Consider the following 14,961-nt stretch of genomic DNA (forward strand, 5'->3'; position numbering starts at 1 on the left):
CTCATCTGTCCCATTTATCACACAAAGAATTAATCTGATCTGCAAATTTAGCAAGATCTTTATTGGCTCCGCCCTCATTATGGCGGATCACCTGCAGGAGACGTTCTCCTGCTGCAAATAATCTGGCGTAAACACCAACAGGTTTTTTAGCCGTTTCCGGTGTCCTGACAACTGCGATTCCTTCGGTCTCATCCACCCATTTGCCGAGAGCAAGATCATAAATGGAACCGGAATAAGGCGCATGAACCTCGTACCCATATTCCTTCTTTAATAGCTGTTCAAAGGAACTGCAGACCAGATCATCGCCATGAACTAAAAATACCTGCCTCGGTTTTTCTTCAAATGCATTCAACCAGGCAATCAATCCTTCCATATCGGCGTGGGAACTCATCCCATCCATTTTTTCAATATGAGCTTCCACCTGAATGGTTTCACCAAAAAGCCTTACATCGGTGCTTCCATCGATCAGGCTTCTGCCAAGCGTCCCTATGGACTGATAGCCCGTAAAGACTATGGTGCACTCCGGGCGCCACAGATTATGCTTTAAATGATGCCGGATACGCCCGGCGTCGCACATTCCTGCAGCCGAAATAATTACTTTGGGCTTTGAATTGAAATTGATGTTTCTTGATTCTTCGCTTGTTACGGAAAGTTTTAGTCCAGGGAAAGAAATGGGGTTAATCCCCTTCATAACCAGTTCCCTGGTCTCCTCATCATAACAATCTACCAGATTGTCTTTAAAAACCTGGGTCGCCTCTACAGCCAGAGGACTGTCAACGTATACTTCAAATCCATCATGGCCGGTAATCCGGTTCTCAGACTTAATCCGGCGGAACATATAAAGCAGTTCCTGGGTCCTTCCTACTGCAAAGGCAGGAATCACTACGTTACCTCCCCGGTCCAGTGTCCTTTGAACAATGTCCGCAAGAACGCTTACATGATCCGGTATTTTTCCATGCAGACGATCCCCATAGGTACATTCCATCACTACATAATCCGCTTCATTTATATATTGGGGATCACGGATCAATGGCTTGTTCTTGTTGCCGATATCGCCTGAGAAAACAATTTTCCTGGAGCAGCCTTCTTCCCTGATCCAGGTTTCAATGGAGGCAGAACCAAGAAGATGACCCACATCAGTAAATTGAATCGTGAGGCCATCTCCCAGTTCCACTTTTTCATTATAGTCATAGGACCGGAACAGTTCCAATACACCCACGGCATCATTCATTCCGTAGAGGGGCTCTTCTTCCGGAAGACCTGCGCGCCTGGCTTTCCGGTTTTTCCATTCTGCTTCGGATTCCTGAATGTGGGCGCTGTCTTTGAGCATAATTGAACAAAGATCTGCGGTTGCATTCGTGGAAATCACCTTTCCCCTGAAGCCTCTGGCATAAATAAAAGGAAGCAAACCAGCATGGTCTATATGGGCATGAGTCAGAAGTACATAATTAATCTGCGCATAGCTGACAGGCAGACTCACATTCTCAAATTTATCAATTCCCTGCTCCATTCCGCAGTCCACAAGAGTCCTTAAGCCTGCTGCTTCCAGATAATGACAGCTTCCGGTTACCTCGTGGGCTGCGCCGATGAACGTCAATCTCATAAAAGCCCTCCTTTTGTATTTGTTTTTCCTATTATACCATTAATTTAGATAATAATGCAAATCATACCGCCATTACTATCATTAATTATTTTTTGGAGGGTGTCCTGCAGCTTCATCTGGCAGTCTTCCGTAAGCTGTGATACTTTCGTCTGAATTCCGTCTTCCACAATCTGCTCAATGGATTTTCCGAAGATATTTGTATTCCAGATACCTTCTTCACTTTCTCTTGCATTTTCTTTGATATAAGCGATTAAATCCTCTGCCTGCTGTTCACTTCCCACGATAGGCGCAATCTCTGTCTGAATATGCGCTTTGATTAAGTTGATGGAGGGAGCCTCTGCACGCATTTTCACACCGTACTTATTTCCGTGTTTAATCACTTCCGGCTCATCAAGCATGATCTCGGAACGTTCCGGTGTCACAACTCCGTAACCTTTCAGCCTCACCTGGGTCATGGCCTGATTGACTTTTTCATATTCCTTCTTCATCTTTGCAAGCTCGCTTAAGGTCTGCATCAGCTGATATTCCCCTTCAATGGGGATGCCTACATAATCACTTAAAATCTGATAATAAAAGCTGTCATCTACATCCATGTCAACGGCTACACTTCCGTCTGCCATGTTCATATTCTGAACCTTCACACCCCGAATGCTTTCAGTCTCTCCGTTAAACAGGCCGGCAGATACATCCTTCATCTGTGCAACCTTTTTCACCATATCCTTCGCCGCCTGGATCACCTGGGCCTTCAGCCAGTGAGAGGCAGGCAGAATTTCAAGCCACTTTGGAATGTAAAAATCCATTTCCGTTACAGGGAATTCTTTCAGTACCCGCTCCAGAATGATTCCCACATCTTCTTTTTTCAGCTGCTCACAATTAATCGGCATAACTGTAACACCATATTTCTGATTCATATCATTTGCCAGGGCAACCGTTTCATCTGAATATGGTTTTGAAGAATTCAGGAGTATGATAAATGGTTTTCCAAGATTCTTAAGCTCGTTCACGGTACGTTCTTCTGCAGCTATGTAGTTGGGGCGCTTCAGTTCACCAATAGAACCGTCTGTTGTAATAACGACCCCAATGGTGGAATGATCATTAATTACTTTTCTGGTACCGATTTCTGCAGCTTTAGTAAATGGAATCTCATAATCAAACCAGGGTGTTTTAACCAGACGTTCTTCCTCATTCTCAATATGCCCAGCTGCACCGTCTACCATAAAGCCCACGCAGTCAATGAGGCGGACCTTGGTCTCAATCTCATCTCCCAGACGGATGGTTGCGGCTTCTTTAGGAATAAATTTAGGTTCCGTCGTCATAATGGTCTTTCCGGCTGCACTCTGTGGCAGTTCGTCCCTTGTCTGAGTTTTCTGGTGTTCGTCTTCCATGCCCGGCAGTACCATCAGTTCCATAAAACGCTTGATAAAGGTGGACTTTCCTGTTCTGACGGGGCCAACCACTCCAATGTAGATTTCTCCGTTGGTCCGGGCTTTGATATCATTGTATACGTTATAATTGTCCATAAAGATTCCCCCTTCTGTGCTGTTACACTATATGCGGGGGTGAAAAGATTATTCCCTTTTCTTTTTAATCCGGTTAAGGATGGTTTATGCACAAATATTCTCCGTGGAATAAAAACAGATACTGTACCATGGCATTGCCATGCTGCAGTATCTGTTTTATCTGTCTCTATTCGCTTAAATATGCCTTCTTTACAGAATCATCATTCATCAGTTCTTTGGCATCACCGCTTAATACAATGGATCCAGTTTCTAAAACATAAGCCCGGTTCGCAATGGATAAAGCCTTCTTTGCATTCTGTTCCACCAGAAGAACCGTTGTTCCGGTCTTGTTGATTTCCTGAATAATATCAAAGATTTCATTCACATAAATAGGAGAAAGTCCCATGGACGGTTCATCAAGAACGATTACTTTGGGGTGGCTCATGAGCGCGCGCCCCATTGCAAGCATCTGCTGTTCGCCTCCGCTTAATGTACCTGCAGGCTGATTCTTTCTTTCTAATAGCCTGGGGAAACGCTTATAAATCATCTGCAGGGTTTCCTCAATCTCATTTTTGTCTTTTCTTGTATAGGCACCCAGCCTTAAATTTTCATAAACACTTAAAGCTGCGAAAACCCTTCTTCCTTCCGGAACGTGGGCCATTCCCATACCAACAATTTTATCACCCCGGATTTTAGTTATATCATGACCGTCAAACTGTATATTTCCGGATGCTGCCTTAATCAGACCGGTAATGGTGTGAAGAGTTGTTGTCTTGCCGGCACCATTGGCACCGATCAGTGCGACAATCTCTCCTTCCTTAACTTCAAAGGAAATATCCTTTAACGCCTTGATGACGCCATAGTATACTTCCAGATTTTTTACTTCAAGTATTGCCATGTTGAAAGCCTCCTTATTCTCCCAGATATGCCTTGATGACTTCCGGATCGTTAAGCACATCCGCTGTTTTACCCTGGGTAAGCACCTGACCGAAATTCAGCACCGTCAAATGCTCACAAATCCCGGAGACAAGCTTCATATCGTGTTCTATTAACAGAATGGTCATATCAAAATTATCCCGCACGAAACGTATGGTATTCATAAGCTCAGTTGTCTCATTGGGGTTCATACCAGCCGCCGGCTCATCAAGAAGCAGAAGCTTCGGTCCCGTTGCCAGTGCTCTTGCTATTTCCAGTTTCCGCTGTTTTCCATAAGGAAGATTGGACGCAAGGGTATCCTTTTCTTTATCCAGGTCAAAGACCTTTAAAAGCTCAACCGCTTTCTCATCCATTACCTTTTCAACTTTATAATATTGGGGAAGCCGTAAAATTCCGGCAACGGTAGAATAAGAATGGCTGTTGTGAAGACCGGTTTTTACATTGTCCAGAACTGTTAAATCTTTAAAAAGACGGATATTCTGAAATGTTCTCGCGATTCCTGCACGGTTAATGTCCACCGTTTTCTTCCCTGTAATATTCATTCCATCCAGCAATACAGTTCCGTTATTTGGTTTATAAACTCCGGTTAAAAGGTTAAAAATCGTGGTTTTTCCCGCACCGTTGGGACCAATCAGACCGTAAAGCTGTCCTTTTTCAATGCTGATGCTGAAATTATCCACGGCACGAAGACCGCCAAATGATATTCCAAGGTTATTAATTTCCAGTAAAGCCATGATTATACCCTCTCCTTCTTAGCCAGGTTCTTATGAAAATAACGTTTTCTGAAATCAATCAGTTTTGGACTCCAGTTAAATATCATCATGACAATCAGGATAATGGCATAAATCAGCATACGATAGGCATTCAGACCTCTTAACAGCTCAGGAAGCAGCGTAAGAAGGACTGCTGCTATCATGGATCCCCTCATATTCCCGATTCCTCCAAGTACTACGAATACCAGAATCATAATGGACTGGTTATATCCAAAATTCTTCTGTGTCGCAGTCAGGGAAGATAAATTATGGGAATATAAAACACCCGCAACTCCTGCAAGGGAGGCAGAGATGGTAAATGCCATAAGTTTATACTTAGTTATATTGATACCAATGGATTCTGCTGCAATTCTGTTATCACGTACTGACATAATGGCACGGCCGGATCTGGAATTAATCAGATTGAGGACAATAAGCAGAGTAATCAGGGTCAATATTACACCAATTACAAAGGTAGAGTTCTTTGGTGTACCTGTTATACCCTGGGCACCATTTAAAATCACTGTACCATCCTTAGCCATGTTAAGTGCCATGCTGTTCTTCATAGAGAAGTGAAAGCCGGCTGAATCCTTGCCTAGATAAATAACATTCACAACATTCTTAATGATCTCGCCAAAAGCAAGCGTTACGATTGCAAGATAATCTCCCCTGAGCCTTAAAACAGGAATTCCCACAACAATACCAGCTGCTGCTGCTGAGGCTGCTCCTACAAGAATGGCAAGGAAAAAACGAATTCCTGTGTTTGGTATGGATTCCAACATAGAAATAGAGAAAACGGAACTTGCAAACGCTCCCACGCACATAAATCCAGCATGGCCAAGGCTCAATTCTCCCAGAATACCCACAGTCAGATTTAAGGATATAGCCATAATACTGTAAATACAAAGAGGTACTAAAAGTCCCTTCATCAGACTGCTGATCTGACCTGCAGAGATTAATATCTGTACAATAATAAATGCTGCAATTACAATACTGTAAGTAATTAAATTTGTTCTTAACGTTTTATTAATATGAAATTTTTTTGCTGTACTTTTTCCCATTTTGTCCTCCTACACTTTCTCATTGATCTTCTTGCCGAGAATTCCGGTAGGCTTTACAAGAAGTACAACGATGAGAACTGCAAAAACAATGGCATCAGACAGCTGGGAGGAAATATAGGCCTTGCTCAGGTTTTCAATAACACCCAGAAGCAGACCGCCGATTAACGCACCTGGAATGGAACCTATCCCGCCGAATACAGCTGCTACGAATGCCTTAATACCAGGCATGGAACCAGTGTATGGGGTAAGAGTCGGATAGGCAGAGCAAAGAAGTGCTCCTGCAATCGCTGCCAGTGCAGAACCAATTGCAAAGGTAAGTGCAATGGTGCCATCTACGTTAATTCCCATTAACTGAGCCGCTCCTTTATCTTCTGACACAGCAAGCATCGCCTGTCCTGCTCTTGTCTTCTTAATAAATGTAGTCAGTCCAATCATAATAATTACACAGCTTATAATTGTAACAATCGTCTCTCCCGAGATCGTAAGCTTTCCTCCTGCCAGCTTTAATGCCGGAATTGTTACCACGGAAGTAAAGGACTTTGGATTTGAGCCAAAGACAAGCAGTGCGATGTTTTGAAGCAGGTAGCTCACACCGATTGCCGTAATCAGAACTGCCAGAGGACTTGCCATACGTAAAGGACGATAAGCGACGCCCTCAATGACCACGCCCAGTACAGTACATAGAATAACCGCAAGGAGAATGCCCGCAACAGGACCTAAGCCCATTGTGCTGACAACTGTGAACACCACGTATCCTCCAATCATAATAACATCGCCATGAGCAAAATTAAGCATCTTGGCAATGCCATATACCATGGTATATCCAAGAGCAATGATTGCATATACACTGCCCAGGCTTAAACCATTAATAAAATAGGATATGAAACTCATCATACCAACGCACCTCATTCGTCTTTTTTAAAGAAAATTATATTAAATAAGAGGGTCGTCCCTTGGACGGCCCTCCAGCGGGTCATGTTACATTGCTGTATATGCGCCGTTTACAATCTTAATTGCCTTAGGAGCCTTATCAGGTTCTCCGTCTGCAGTCCACTTCATGTTTTCTCCAGTCAGACCATTGATGGAAATCTCAGTCATTGCGGTTTTTAATTTATCGCAGATTGCAGATGCATCCATATCTGCTGTGATACCTGATTTTTCAGCTGCTGCTTTCACTGCATAAACTGCATCGTAAGCATCTGCTGCAAACTGGTTGGGAGTCTCGCCGTATTTCTCTTTAAAAGAGGTTACGAATTTCTGAGTGAGCTCATCCTCGGCATCTGCTGCAAAAGGTGTTAAAAGCATTAAATTCTCTGCAAGTGCAGTATCAAAATTCTCTACTGTAAGAATTCCGTCAAGACCATCACAGCCAAAGAATGCAGGTGCATATCCCATCTGCTTTGCCTGGGCAAGAATTAAAGCTGCCTGTGAATAGTAAATAGGAAGGAAAACAAGCTCAGCGCCTGAATCCTGTGCTTTCTGAAGCTGTACAGAGAAGTTTGTGTTGTTGTCTGCTGTAAATGCTTCATCAGCTGTAATTTCAATTCCCTGATTTGCTGCTTCGGATATAAACTTGTCATGGATACCAGAAGAATAAACATCAGAGCTGTCATAAATAACTGCCACTTTGGTAGCCAGCTTGTTTTCACCGATATACTGCGCTGAAGCGGCACCCTGATTCGGATCTGAGAAGCATACACGGAACTGATTCTCAAACTTGGTACAGTCTACAGCAGATCCGGATGGTGTGAGCTGGAACATATTATCATTGGTTGATTCTGCGCCAACTGCTATACATGGAGCAGAAGTAACGGTTCCTACCAGCATCTGCATACCCCAGTCTTTTAAGGTATTGTAAGCATTTACTGACTTCTCCGTATCATTTTCGTCATCCTGAAAATTAAATTCAATCTTTGTTCCGTTAATACCGCCGTTTGCGTTAATCTCTTCCACTGCCAGCTCCGCACCATTTTTTACAGCTTGTCCGTAAATTGCAGTGCTTCCGCTGATGGGACCGATTCCGCCAATCTTAAAGGTACCTTCTCCTGAGGCCCCGCCGGCGGCTGTGGTCTGAGCTTCCCCTTTGGTATCTGTTCCAGCTGCAGTCGTGCCCTCTGAAGCTTTGCCGCTTCCACATGCGGTTAAAGATGCTGCCATGGCAATTGCCAAACCAAGGCTCAGTAATTTTTTCATAGATTTTTTCATAATCCATTCCTCCTCTTGAACCGATTTTATATACGCCGCATTAACGTTGTAACGTATACATAGTCTTTATAATAGAATGGCTTTTCTAAAATGTCAACTAATTTTGGTCTAAAATAAAAAAATAAAGTCATCTTTTGGATTATTCCCACGGAATATCAGAACTCTCAATTGTCTTATCCCGCAGCATTAAATCCCTTACTGCATCAGAAGCAGACTTGCCGTCAAACAGCACTGCATTTACCTGTTCTACAAGGGGCATGGAAACTTGATATTTCTGTGATAAAGCAAGAGCGGCTTTGGCAGAATAAATTCCTTCCACCACCATCTTTACTTCTTTCGTTGCCTCTTCCATGGATTTCCCTTGACCCAGGAGTATGCCTGCTCTTCTGTTGCGGCTGTGCATACTGGCGCAGGTAACAATTAAGTCTCCGATCCCGGACAGGCCGCTGAAGGTCTGGATTTTGCCTCCCATAGCAGTGCCCAGCCTTGATATCTCAGCAATTCCTCTGGTAACTAAAGCAGCTTTTGTATTATCTCCATATCCCAGCCCGTCTGCAATTCCTGCAGCCAGTGCGATTACATTCTTTAAAGATCCGCCAAGCTCAATCCCCAGCATATCTGGGCTTGTATAGACCCGGAACGCCTCACTCATGAAAATACTCTGAATGTATTCGGCAGTCTTTCTGGAGGAAGCACCTGCCACACAAGTGGTTGGGAGCCCTCTGCTCACTTCCTCTGCATGACTGGGACCGGATAAAACCGCAACATCTGCCATGGGAAGCTCTTCTTCCAATATCTCAGATAACGTCATAAGACTGGCTTCTTCAATTCCCTTTGCCACATTGACAACTACCTGTCCATAACGGCAGAACGGTTTCATCCGCTTCGCTGTTGATCTGACATAAACAGAAGGAACTGCAGTGACTAAAAGGTCTTTCCCTGTCATGGTTTCTTCCAGATCTTCCGTAAAGACCAGATTTTCCGGAAGTACCAGTTCCGGAAGTGTATGATGGCGATGAGTTTCCTTCATCTCCATCACTTCCTCCGGCAGGGCGGACCAGACCGTCACCTCATGTCCATTATTATATAGAAGTACAGATAATGCCATACCCCAGCTTCCTGATCCGATGATTCCAATTTTAGCCATCTAACTCACCTCATTTTGTTTTTCCAGATCCAAAGGATATTTTGTTTTCTTTCCCATGGATCAGTCTGCCGATATTCGCGCGGTGGCGCCAGAATGCCTGACCGCTGATCAGAGCCGCAACTATGTAAAATTCCGGCAGAAGATTCGGGTTCAGCCCATATGCTCCCATAGTTCCAAATATAACCATCCAGACAACGAATATAGTAGCCACAATCAGTGATCCCAGGGATACATATCTTGTCACCGCTACGATTAGAACAAATGATGCCAGGCATAACAGTGTCATTCGTAAATCTGCCGCCATAATAAGACCTGCAGTTGCGGCAATTCCCTTACCGCCCTTAAACTGCAGATAAAATGGATAATTATGTCCAAGAATCACACCAAAGCCGGTATAGAGAATCAGCAGATAAATCATCCCAGGCTGATTTTGAAACACCAGGCGGACTGCCAGGCAGGGCAGAAGGGACTTTAAGAAATCGCCAAAGAAAACGATAGCTCCGGCCTTCGGTCCCATGACCCGAAGTGCATTGGTTGTTCCTGAATTACCGCTTCCGTGGTTTCTGATGTCAATATGGTGTGTTTTACCGTAAAAATAACCAGATTGCAACAGTCCGCAAAGATATCCTGCAATAAGACAGATGATTCTTTCCATAATTATTGTTCCTTTCCGCTCCGTTCTCTGTAAATAAACTTTAAGGAAGTTCCCTTAAAACCAAATGCATCCCTGATTTTATTCTCAATATACCTTGTGTAAGAAAAATGTGTGAGTTCTTTGTCATTGATAAAGATAACAAAGGTAGGCGGTTTCACAGCCACCTGAGTGATATAATAAAGGCGCAGCCGCTTACCCTTATCTGACGGCGGCTGCTGAAGAGCAACTGCTTCTGTCATGATTTCGTTCAAGACTCCGGTTGCAACACGAAGTGTCTGATTCTCACGTACCATATCAATCAATTCAAACAGCTTATTCATTCTCTGTCCGGTCTTTGCGGATATAAATATAAATTCCGCATATGACATAAAGGATAAGGTATCTTTTATCTTCTTTGTGTATTCATAAATGGTTTTGTCATTTTTTTCAATGGCATCCCACTTATTCACAGCCACAATAATCCCCTTGCCCCGTTCATGGGCAATTCCTGCAATCTTGGCATCCTGCTCAGTTACGCCTTCTTCCGCATCAATTACCACTACTACCACATCGGCCCGTTCTACGGCAGTGACTGTACGGATAATGCTGTATCGCTCCAGTTCTTCTTTAATTTTACTCTTTCTTCTGAGTCCGGCTGTATCAATAAATACATATTCTGTACCGTCATGAACAATTTCCGTATCTACCGCATCTCTGGTGGTTCCTGCTATATTGGATACAATTACGCGGTTTTCACCCAGAAGCTGATTTATAATGGAAGATTTTCCCACATTGGGTTTTCCTACAATTGCAATTCTTGGACGGTCATCCTCTTCCTCATCTGTCTGGAAATTTCCGAAATGTTTGGCAACTTCATCTAACAGATCACCCAGCCCCAGTCTGGAAGCTGCTGAAACCGGAACGGGATCTCCAATTCCCAGATTATAAAATTCATATACATCATTGCCGAATTTCTGGAAGCTGTCTACCTTATTCACTGCAAGAACAACTGGTTTTTTCGACTTGCGCAGCATGTCGGCAACTTTTGAATCGGCATCTACCAGTCCCTGGCGGACGTCTACAATAAATACAATGACATCTGCGGTAGCAATGGCAATCTCCGCTTGTTCCCTCATCTGGGAAAGAATAACATCGCTGCTGTCCGGCTCAATTCCGCCTGTATCAATCAGGGTGAAATTCATATCCAGCCAGGAACAGTCAGCATAAATACGGTCTCTTGTTACTCCCGGTGTATCCTTAACAATCGAAATAGTTTCACCGGCCAAAACATTAAACAGCGTAGACTTCCCCACATTGGGGCGGCCTACGATGGCAACTACTGGTTTACTCATATATTATATCTCCTTTAATTCATATCCGTCATAAGAAGGTTTCTTTTCTTTTACGTGTCCTAAAACTGTGTTAACGAAATCCTGACCGCTTGATTTTACAATATCTACCTGTACTTGTAAAGCATTTTGTACATCCTGCCGGGTCAAGTCGTCAAGAAATACCTCTTCCCCGCTCCGAAACATGCACTCAGGAAGCAGAAGTCTCTTTCCAAGAGGCTTTTCTTTTAACTGGGCTATTAAATCCTGTCCGGTAATCAGACCGGCAACCGTTATCTGTTCGCCAAAAAAATGATTTACAATTGGATAAACGTGAATAGTACGGCCCGGGAATTTATCATGAACCAGCTTTGCATTGTTCTCAATAAATGGTGCCGCAAGCGTTCCGGTAGCAATGGAAATCTCCTCAACGGCATCATTTCCCTCTTCTTCTTTCAACGCCGTCTCTATCTCAGTATCTAAAAGACGCAGCATTCCCACGCCGTTTTCCAGCTGAATATAACCGTCATAGCGTGTTTCCTCCGGCATAGATCTCTCAGCCAAAATATAAAACTCATCACTGGCATGGATAAAATGACAGCCGTGCTCTTTAAAAAGCGTATTCTGCCACCGTTCCACAATCTCGAGAACCGATATGGCATCCTCTTTTGTTACAGGGCTTAACGGATATAAGCCGTTCCGGTACTTCGATACACCTACAGGTACCACTGATACGCTTTCCATATAAGGCAGATACTTAGATAAATCCCTGATGGTCCGCTCCAGTTCTTCTTTATCATTCACACCTTTACAGAGGACAATCTGCCCGTTCATGGATATCCCCGCCTCGTATAGACGGTCTATCTTTTTAAGAGATTCACCGGCAAACCGGTTGTGAAGCATATCACATCTCAATTCAGGATTTGTGGTATGAACAGAGATATTAATAGGAGCCAGCTTAAACTCAATAATCCGCTCAATATCATGCTCACTCATATTGGTTAAAGTGACATAGTTTCCCTGTAAAAAAGAGAGTCTGGAATCATCATCTTTAAAGTAGAGGGTTTCTCTCATTCCAGGCGGCATCTGATCGATAAAACAGAAAATACAGTTATTCCTGCAGGTCCTGTACTCACTCATCAGTCCGTTTTCAAAGGTAAGCCCCAAATCTTCATATTGATTCTCTATTTCTAATTCCCATTCTTCTCCGTTTTTTTTCTTTACGACCATAAGAATGGATTCACTGTTTACGTAATACTCATAATCAAAGATGTCTTCCAGTTCATGTCCGTCAATGGAAAGGACTTCATCTCCTGGTTCCAGTTCCAGTTCTTCTGCAATCGAACCACTGTCTACCGCTTTAATAACATGTCCTCTTTTGCTCATTTCTATTTTACCTTTCTGCAACTATCTTTTATATAATAACAAGATTGTTACTCTTTGTAAAGGAAGCCTTTTTTGTTTTTTTCACTGAAATACAGGAAAGACTATTGACGCATTCTGTCTTTCAATGGTATAAAAAGATGTAAGATTATAAAACAGGCAGTCTTACGACTGGCTGTTCATTTATTATGGAGGAATCTTTGTCATGGCAAATGATTATGTATTTAACGACCAGCTACCTGTTGCGCCCCTTAAGATCGCAGCACTGGAAAGCTGCGGGCAACTGGCCAGAAAGGTAAATGACCATATTGTCGGTTTTCGCAGAAACGATATCGAGGAGTTAAAACGTCGTGAGGCAGATCTTCACTACCGCGGTTATGATATCGACTCTTATCTTCTTAAGTGCGAGTGTCCTCGCTTTGGAAGCGGCGAAGCAAAAGGAATCGTCAAGGAATCTGTCCGGGGCACCGATGTTTTCGCAATGGTAGATGTTACGAATTACAGCATATCCTATACAGTGAACGGATATACAAACCACATGTCTCCAGACGATCACTTTCAGGATTTAAAACGTATTCTCGGTGCATGTACAGCCACAGCACACAGGGTCAGCGTGATTATGCCATTTCTATATGAAAGCCGCCAGCACAAGAGAACCAAGCGGGAATCCCTTGACTGTGCTATGGCTTTGGAAGAACTGGTGAATATGGGAGTAAGCAATATTATTACCTTTGATGCCCATGATCCCAGAGTACAGAATGCAATCCCATTAAACGGTTTTGACAATTTTATGCCGACTTACCAGTTTACTAAAGCAGTCCTAAGACAATTTCCTGATTTGAAGATTGACAAAGAACACATGATGGTCATCAGCCCTGACGAAGGTGCCATGGACCGTGCCGTTTACCTTGCCAATAACTTAAGTGTGGATATGGGTATGTTCTACAAAAGAAGAGATTATTCCAAGATTGTAGGCGGACGCAACCCCATCGTAGCTCATGAGTTTCTCGGTGCTTCCGTAGAAGGTAAAACGGTTCTGATCGTAGACGACATGATTTCTTCTGGGGAAAGCATGCTTGATACCGCCAGAGAATTAAAAGAACGCAAGGCGGACAAGGTCATTGTATGCTGTACGTTCGGACTGTTTACCAATGGTCTCGAAAAGTTTGACGACTTTTACAGCAAAGGATACATTGACAGAGTTGTGACTACAAACTTAAATTACCGCCCCAATGAAATTTTTAGCAGAGAGTGGTATGTGGAAGCCGATATCAGCAAATATATTGCTGCAATCGTAAATTCCTTAAATCATGATGTCTCCATCAGTACGGCACTTTCCTCAACGGACAAGATTCAGCAGTTACTGAAAAAATACAAAGCATAACCACCTGCCTGATAAAAAGGTCCGGAAGAATCTAAATCATTCTTCCGGACCTTTTTTCTGCCTTATTCTTTTAATCCCAGAAATGCTGCCAGATTGCCCCTTTCATTGCCGCAGGTGCGGTGGGAGAAAAGATAATCGGAATTGCAGTGGGTACAGATATCTGTTGTCTGTATGTTCTCCGGTCTTATTCCGGCATCTGCCAGTATGATCTCATTCGCTTTCCATAAATCCAACTGAAACTTTCCATTATCTTTCTCCTGTAAAATCTTATTCCAGTCTTTCCAGGCAAAGGCTTTTTTAAATTCCAGGGCCACTTCTTCCCCGACTTCATAACAGTCCTTACAGATACTGGGGCCAATGCAGGCGATTAAATCTTCTGCTTTGGTATTATATGCTTCCTTCATTTTCTGGACTGTGACTGCTCCCATTCGTTTTACTGTGCCTCTCCAGCCCGAATGGCTTAGTCCGATGGCTTTGTGCACCGGGTCCAGAAAATATAAGGGAACACAGTCTGCATAAAAGGTAACCAGGGTGATTCCGGGAACATTAGTAATGAGCCCATCAATATCCTTAAAATCTCTTTCCTTTACAATTCCCTTGCCTGCATCATCCTCTGTTACCAGCCGGACATTGGTCGTATGCGTCTGATAAGACAGCACCATGCGTTTCTTTTCTACTCCCAGAACAGCAGCCATTCTTTTGTAATTTTCTAATACATGATCCGGATTGTCCCCTCTGGTAAATGTAAAATTAAGCGTTGCAAATTTACCCTGGCTGACTCCTCCAAGCTTTGTAGAAAATCCCTGGGCTACCAGTCCTGTCTTTTCAAGCAGCGGAAAGGATAAATAAGGCACCGGAGCTGTCTCAATATAATCCATACCCTGCTCTTTATTTTTGCGATTCCATATAACACTCATTGCAGTACCTCCTTTTAAAATGCATCCGAAATCAGCCGGATTTGCTGACCTAAAATGGCAACCACATCAAACCTGCATGGAACTGACTCCCCCAGCCGGTGTCTGTATAAAT

The 14,961-nt window shown here is 43.3% G+C and carries 13 protein-coding genes; 1 reads left to right on the plus strand and 12 read right to left on the minus strand.

Annotated features, from left to right (window positions below; translation table 11 throughout):
- Position 1: 1 nt before the first annotated feature.
- From RZO55_RS18605 to RZO55_RS18655, 11 genes are all read right to left on the minus strand, one after another.
- Positions 2 to 1,603, minus strand: a complete 1,602-nt coding sequence (locus RZO55_RS18605; protein ID WP_318065754.1) for an MBL fold metallo-hydrolase RNA specificity domain-containing protein — start codon at positions 1,601 to 1,603, stop codon at positions 2 to 4.
- Between the two features lie 44 nt (positions 1,604 to 1,647).
- A complete protein-coding gene (spoIVA, locus tag RZO55_RS18610; RefSeq protein ID WP_318065755.1) occupies positions 1,648 to 3,123 on the minus strand; it encodes a stage IV sporulation protein A in 1,476 nt (491 codons plus the stop codon).
- Positions 3,124 to 3,289: 166 nt separating this feature from the next.
- The gene (locus tag RZO55_RS18615) at positions 3,290 to 4,000 is read right to left on the minus strand and encodes an ABC transporter ATP-binding protein (RefSeq protein ID WP_318065756.1); all 711 of its coding nucleotides are present in this window, start codon (positions 3,998 to 4,000) and stop codon (positions 3,290 to 3,292) included.
- 13 nt (positions 4,001 to 4,013) lie between these two features.
- The gene (locus RZO55_RS18620; RefSeq protein ID WP_318065757.1) at positions 4,014 to 4,772 is read right to left on the minus strand and encodes an ABC transporter ATP-binding protein; all 759 of its coding nucleotides are present in this window, start codon (positions 4,770 to 4,772) and stop codon (positions 4,014 to 4,016) included.
- Between the two features lie 2 nt (positions 4,773 to 4,774).
- On the minus strand, positions 4,775 to 5,851 hold the full coding sequence (locus RZO55_RS18625; RefSeq protein WP_318065758.1) for a branched-chain amino acid ABC transporter permease: 1,077 nt from the start codon (positions 5,849 to 5,851) through the stop codon (positions 4,775 to 4,777).
- A gap of 9 nt (positions 5,852 to 5,860) precedes the next feature.
- Positions 5,861 to 6,742 carry a branched-chain amino acid ABC transporter permease gene (locus RZO55_RS18630; RefSeq protein ID WP_318065772.1) on the minus strand — a complete coding sequence of 294 codons (882 nt, stop codon included), beginning with the start codon at positions 6,740 to 6,742 and terminating at the stop codon, positions 5,861 to 5,863.
- 87 nt (positions 6,743 to 6,829) lie between these two features.
- Positions 6,830 to 8,056 (minus strand): ABC transporter substrate-binding protein, encoded by a 1,227-nt coding sequence (locus RZO55_RS18635; protein ID WP_318065759.1) that lies wholly within the window; start codon positions 8,054 to 8,056, stop codon positions 6,830 to 6,832.
- 139 nt (positions 8,057 to 8,195) lie between these two features.
- Entirely contained in the window at positions 8,196 to 9,203 is a 1,008-nt protein-coding gene (locus RZO55_RS18640) for an NAD(P)H-dependent glycerol-3-phosphate dehydrogenase (RefSeq protein WP_318065760.1), read from the minus strand.
- Between the two features lie 10 nt (positions 9,204 to 9,213).
- Positions 9,214 to 9,858 (minus strand): glycerol-3-phosphate 1-O-acyltransferase PlsY, encoded by a 645-nt coding sequence (gene plsY, locus RZO55_RS18645; protein WP_318065761.1) that lies wholly within the window; start codon positions 9,856 to 9,858, stop codon positions 9,214 to 9,216.
- 2 nt (positions 9,859 to 9,860) lie between these two features.
- Complete coding sequence (gene der, locus RZO55_RS18650; RefSeq protein ID WP_318065762.1) at positions 9,861 to 11,189, minus strand: ribosome biogenesis GTPase Der; 1,329 nt, start codon at positions 11,187 to 11,189, stop codon at positions 9,861 to 9,863.
- A 3-nt stretch (positions 11,190 to 11,192) separates the two neighbouring features.
- Positions 11,193 to 12,551, minus strand: coding sequence for a DUF512 domain-containing protein (locus tag RZO55_RS18655; protein WP_318065763.1), 1,359 nt, complete (start codon positions 12,549 to 12,551; stop codon positions 11,193 to 11,195).
- 202 nt (positions 12,552 to 12,753) lie between these two features.
- Between RZO55_RS18655 and RZO55_RS18660 the strand changes: the two genes are divergently transcribed.
- Positions 12,754 to 13,932, plus strand: a complete 1,179-nt coding sequence (locus RZO55_RS18660) for a ribose-phosphate pyrophosphokinase (protein ID WP_318065764.1) — start codon at positions 12,754 to 12,756, stop codon at positions 13,930 to 13,932.
- A 62-nt stretch (positions 13,933 to 13,994) separates the two neighbouring features.
- Here the strand turns inward: RZO55_RS18660 and pgeF are convergent, their stop codons facing one another.
- The gene (gene pgeF, locus RZO55_RS18665; RefSeq protein ID WP_318065765.1) at positions 13,995 to 14,849 is read right to left on the minus strand and encodes a peptidoglycan editing factor PgeF; all 855 of its coding nucleotides are present in this window, start codon (positions 14,847 to 14,849) and stop codon (positions 13,995 to 13,997) included.
- Positions 14,850 to 14,961 lie beyond the last annotated feature (112 nt).

Source organism: Clostridium boliviensis (genome assembly GCF_033342255.1).
GTDB classification, from domain to species: Bacteria; Bacillota; Clostridia; order Lachnospirales; family Lachnospiraceae; genus Lacrimispora; species Lacrimispora boliviensis.

Excerpts from the sequence above, each read along its gene's own strand:
- RZO55_RS18625 (WP_318065758.1), bottom strand. The coding sequence starts at position 5,851 with ATGGGAAAAAGTACAGCAAAAAAATTTCATATTAATAAAACGTTAAGA.
- plsY (WP_318065761.1), bottom strand. The coding sequence starts at position 9,858 with ATGGAAAGAATCATCTGTCTTATTGCAGGATATCTTTGCGGACTGTTG.
- RZO55_RS18660 (WP_318065764.1), top strand. The coding sequence starts at position 12,754 with ATGGCAAATGATTATGTATTTAACGACCAGCTACCTGTTGCGCCCCTT.
- RZO55_RS18605 (WP_318065754.1), bottom strand. The coding sequence starts at position 1,603 with ATGAGATTGACGTTCATCGGCGCAGCCCACGAGGTAACCGGAAGCTGT.
- spoIVA (WP_318065755.1), bottom strand. The coding sequence starts at position 3,123 with ATGGACAATTATAACGTATACAATGATATCAAAGCCCGGACCAACGGA.
- RZO55_RS18615 (WP_318065756.1), bottom strand. The coding sequence starts at position 4,000 with ATGGCAATACTTGAAGTAAAAAATCTGGAAGTATACTATGGCGTCATC.
- RZO55_RS18655 (WP_318065763.1), bottom strand. The coding sequence starts at position 12,551 with ATGAGCAAAAGAGGACATGTTATTAAAGCGGTAGACAGTGGTTCGATT.
- pgeF (WP_318065765.1), bottom strand. The coding sequence starts at position 14,849 with ATGAGTGTTATATGGAATCGCAAAAATAAAGAGCAGGGTATGGATTAT.
- RZO55_RS18620 (WP_318065757.1), bottom strand. The coding sequence starts at position 4,772 with ATGGCTTTACTGGAAATTAATAACCTTGGAATATCATTTGGCGGTCTT.
- der (WP_318065762.1), bottom strand. The coding sequence starts at position 11,189 with ATGAGTAAACCAGTAGTTGCCATCGTAGGCCGCCCCAATGTGGGGAAG.
- RZO55_RS18640 (WP_318065760.1), bottom strand. The coding sequence starts at position 9,203 with ATGGCTAAAATTGGAATCATCGGATCAGGAAGCTGGGGTATGGCATTA.
- RZO55_RS18630 (WP_318065772.1), bottom strand. The coding sequence starts at position 6,742 with ATGAGTTTCATATCCTATTTTATTAATGGTTTAAGCCTGGGCAGTGTA.
- RZO55_RS18635 (WP_318065759.1), bottom strand. The coding sequence starts at position 8,056 with ATGAAAAAATCTATGAAAAAATTACTGAGCCTTGGTTTGGCAATTGCC.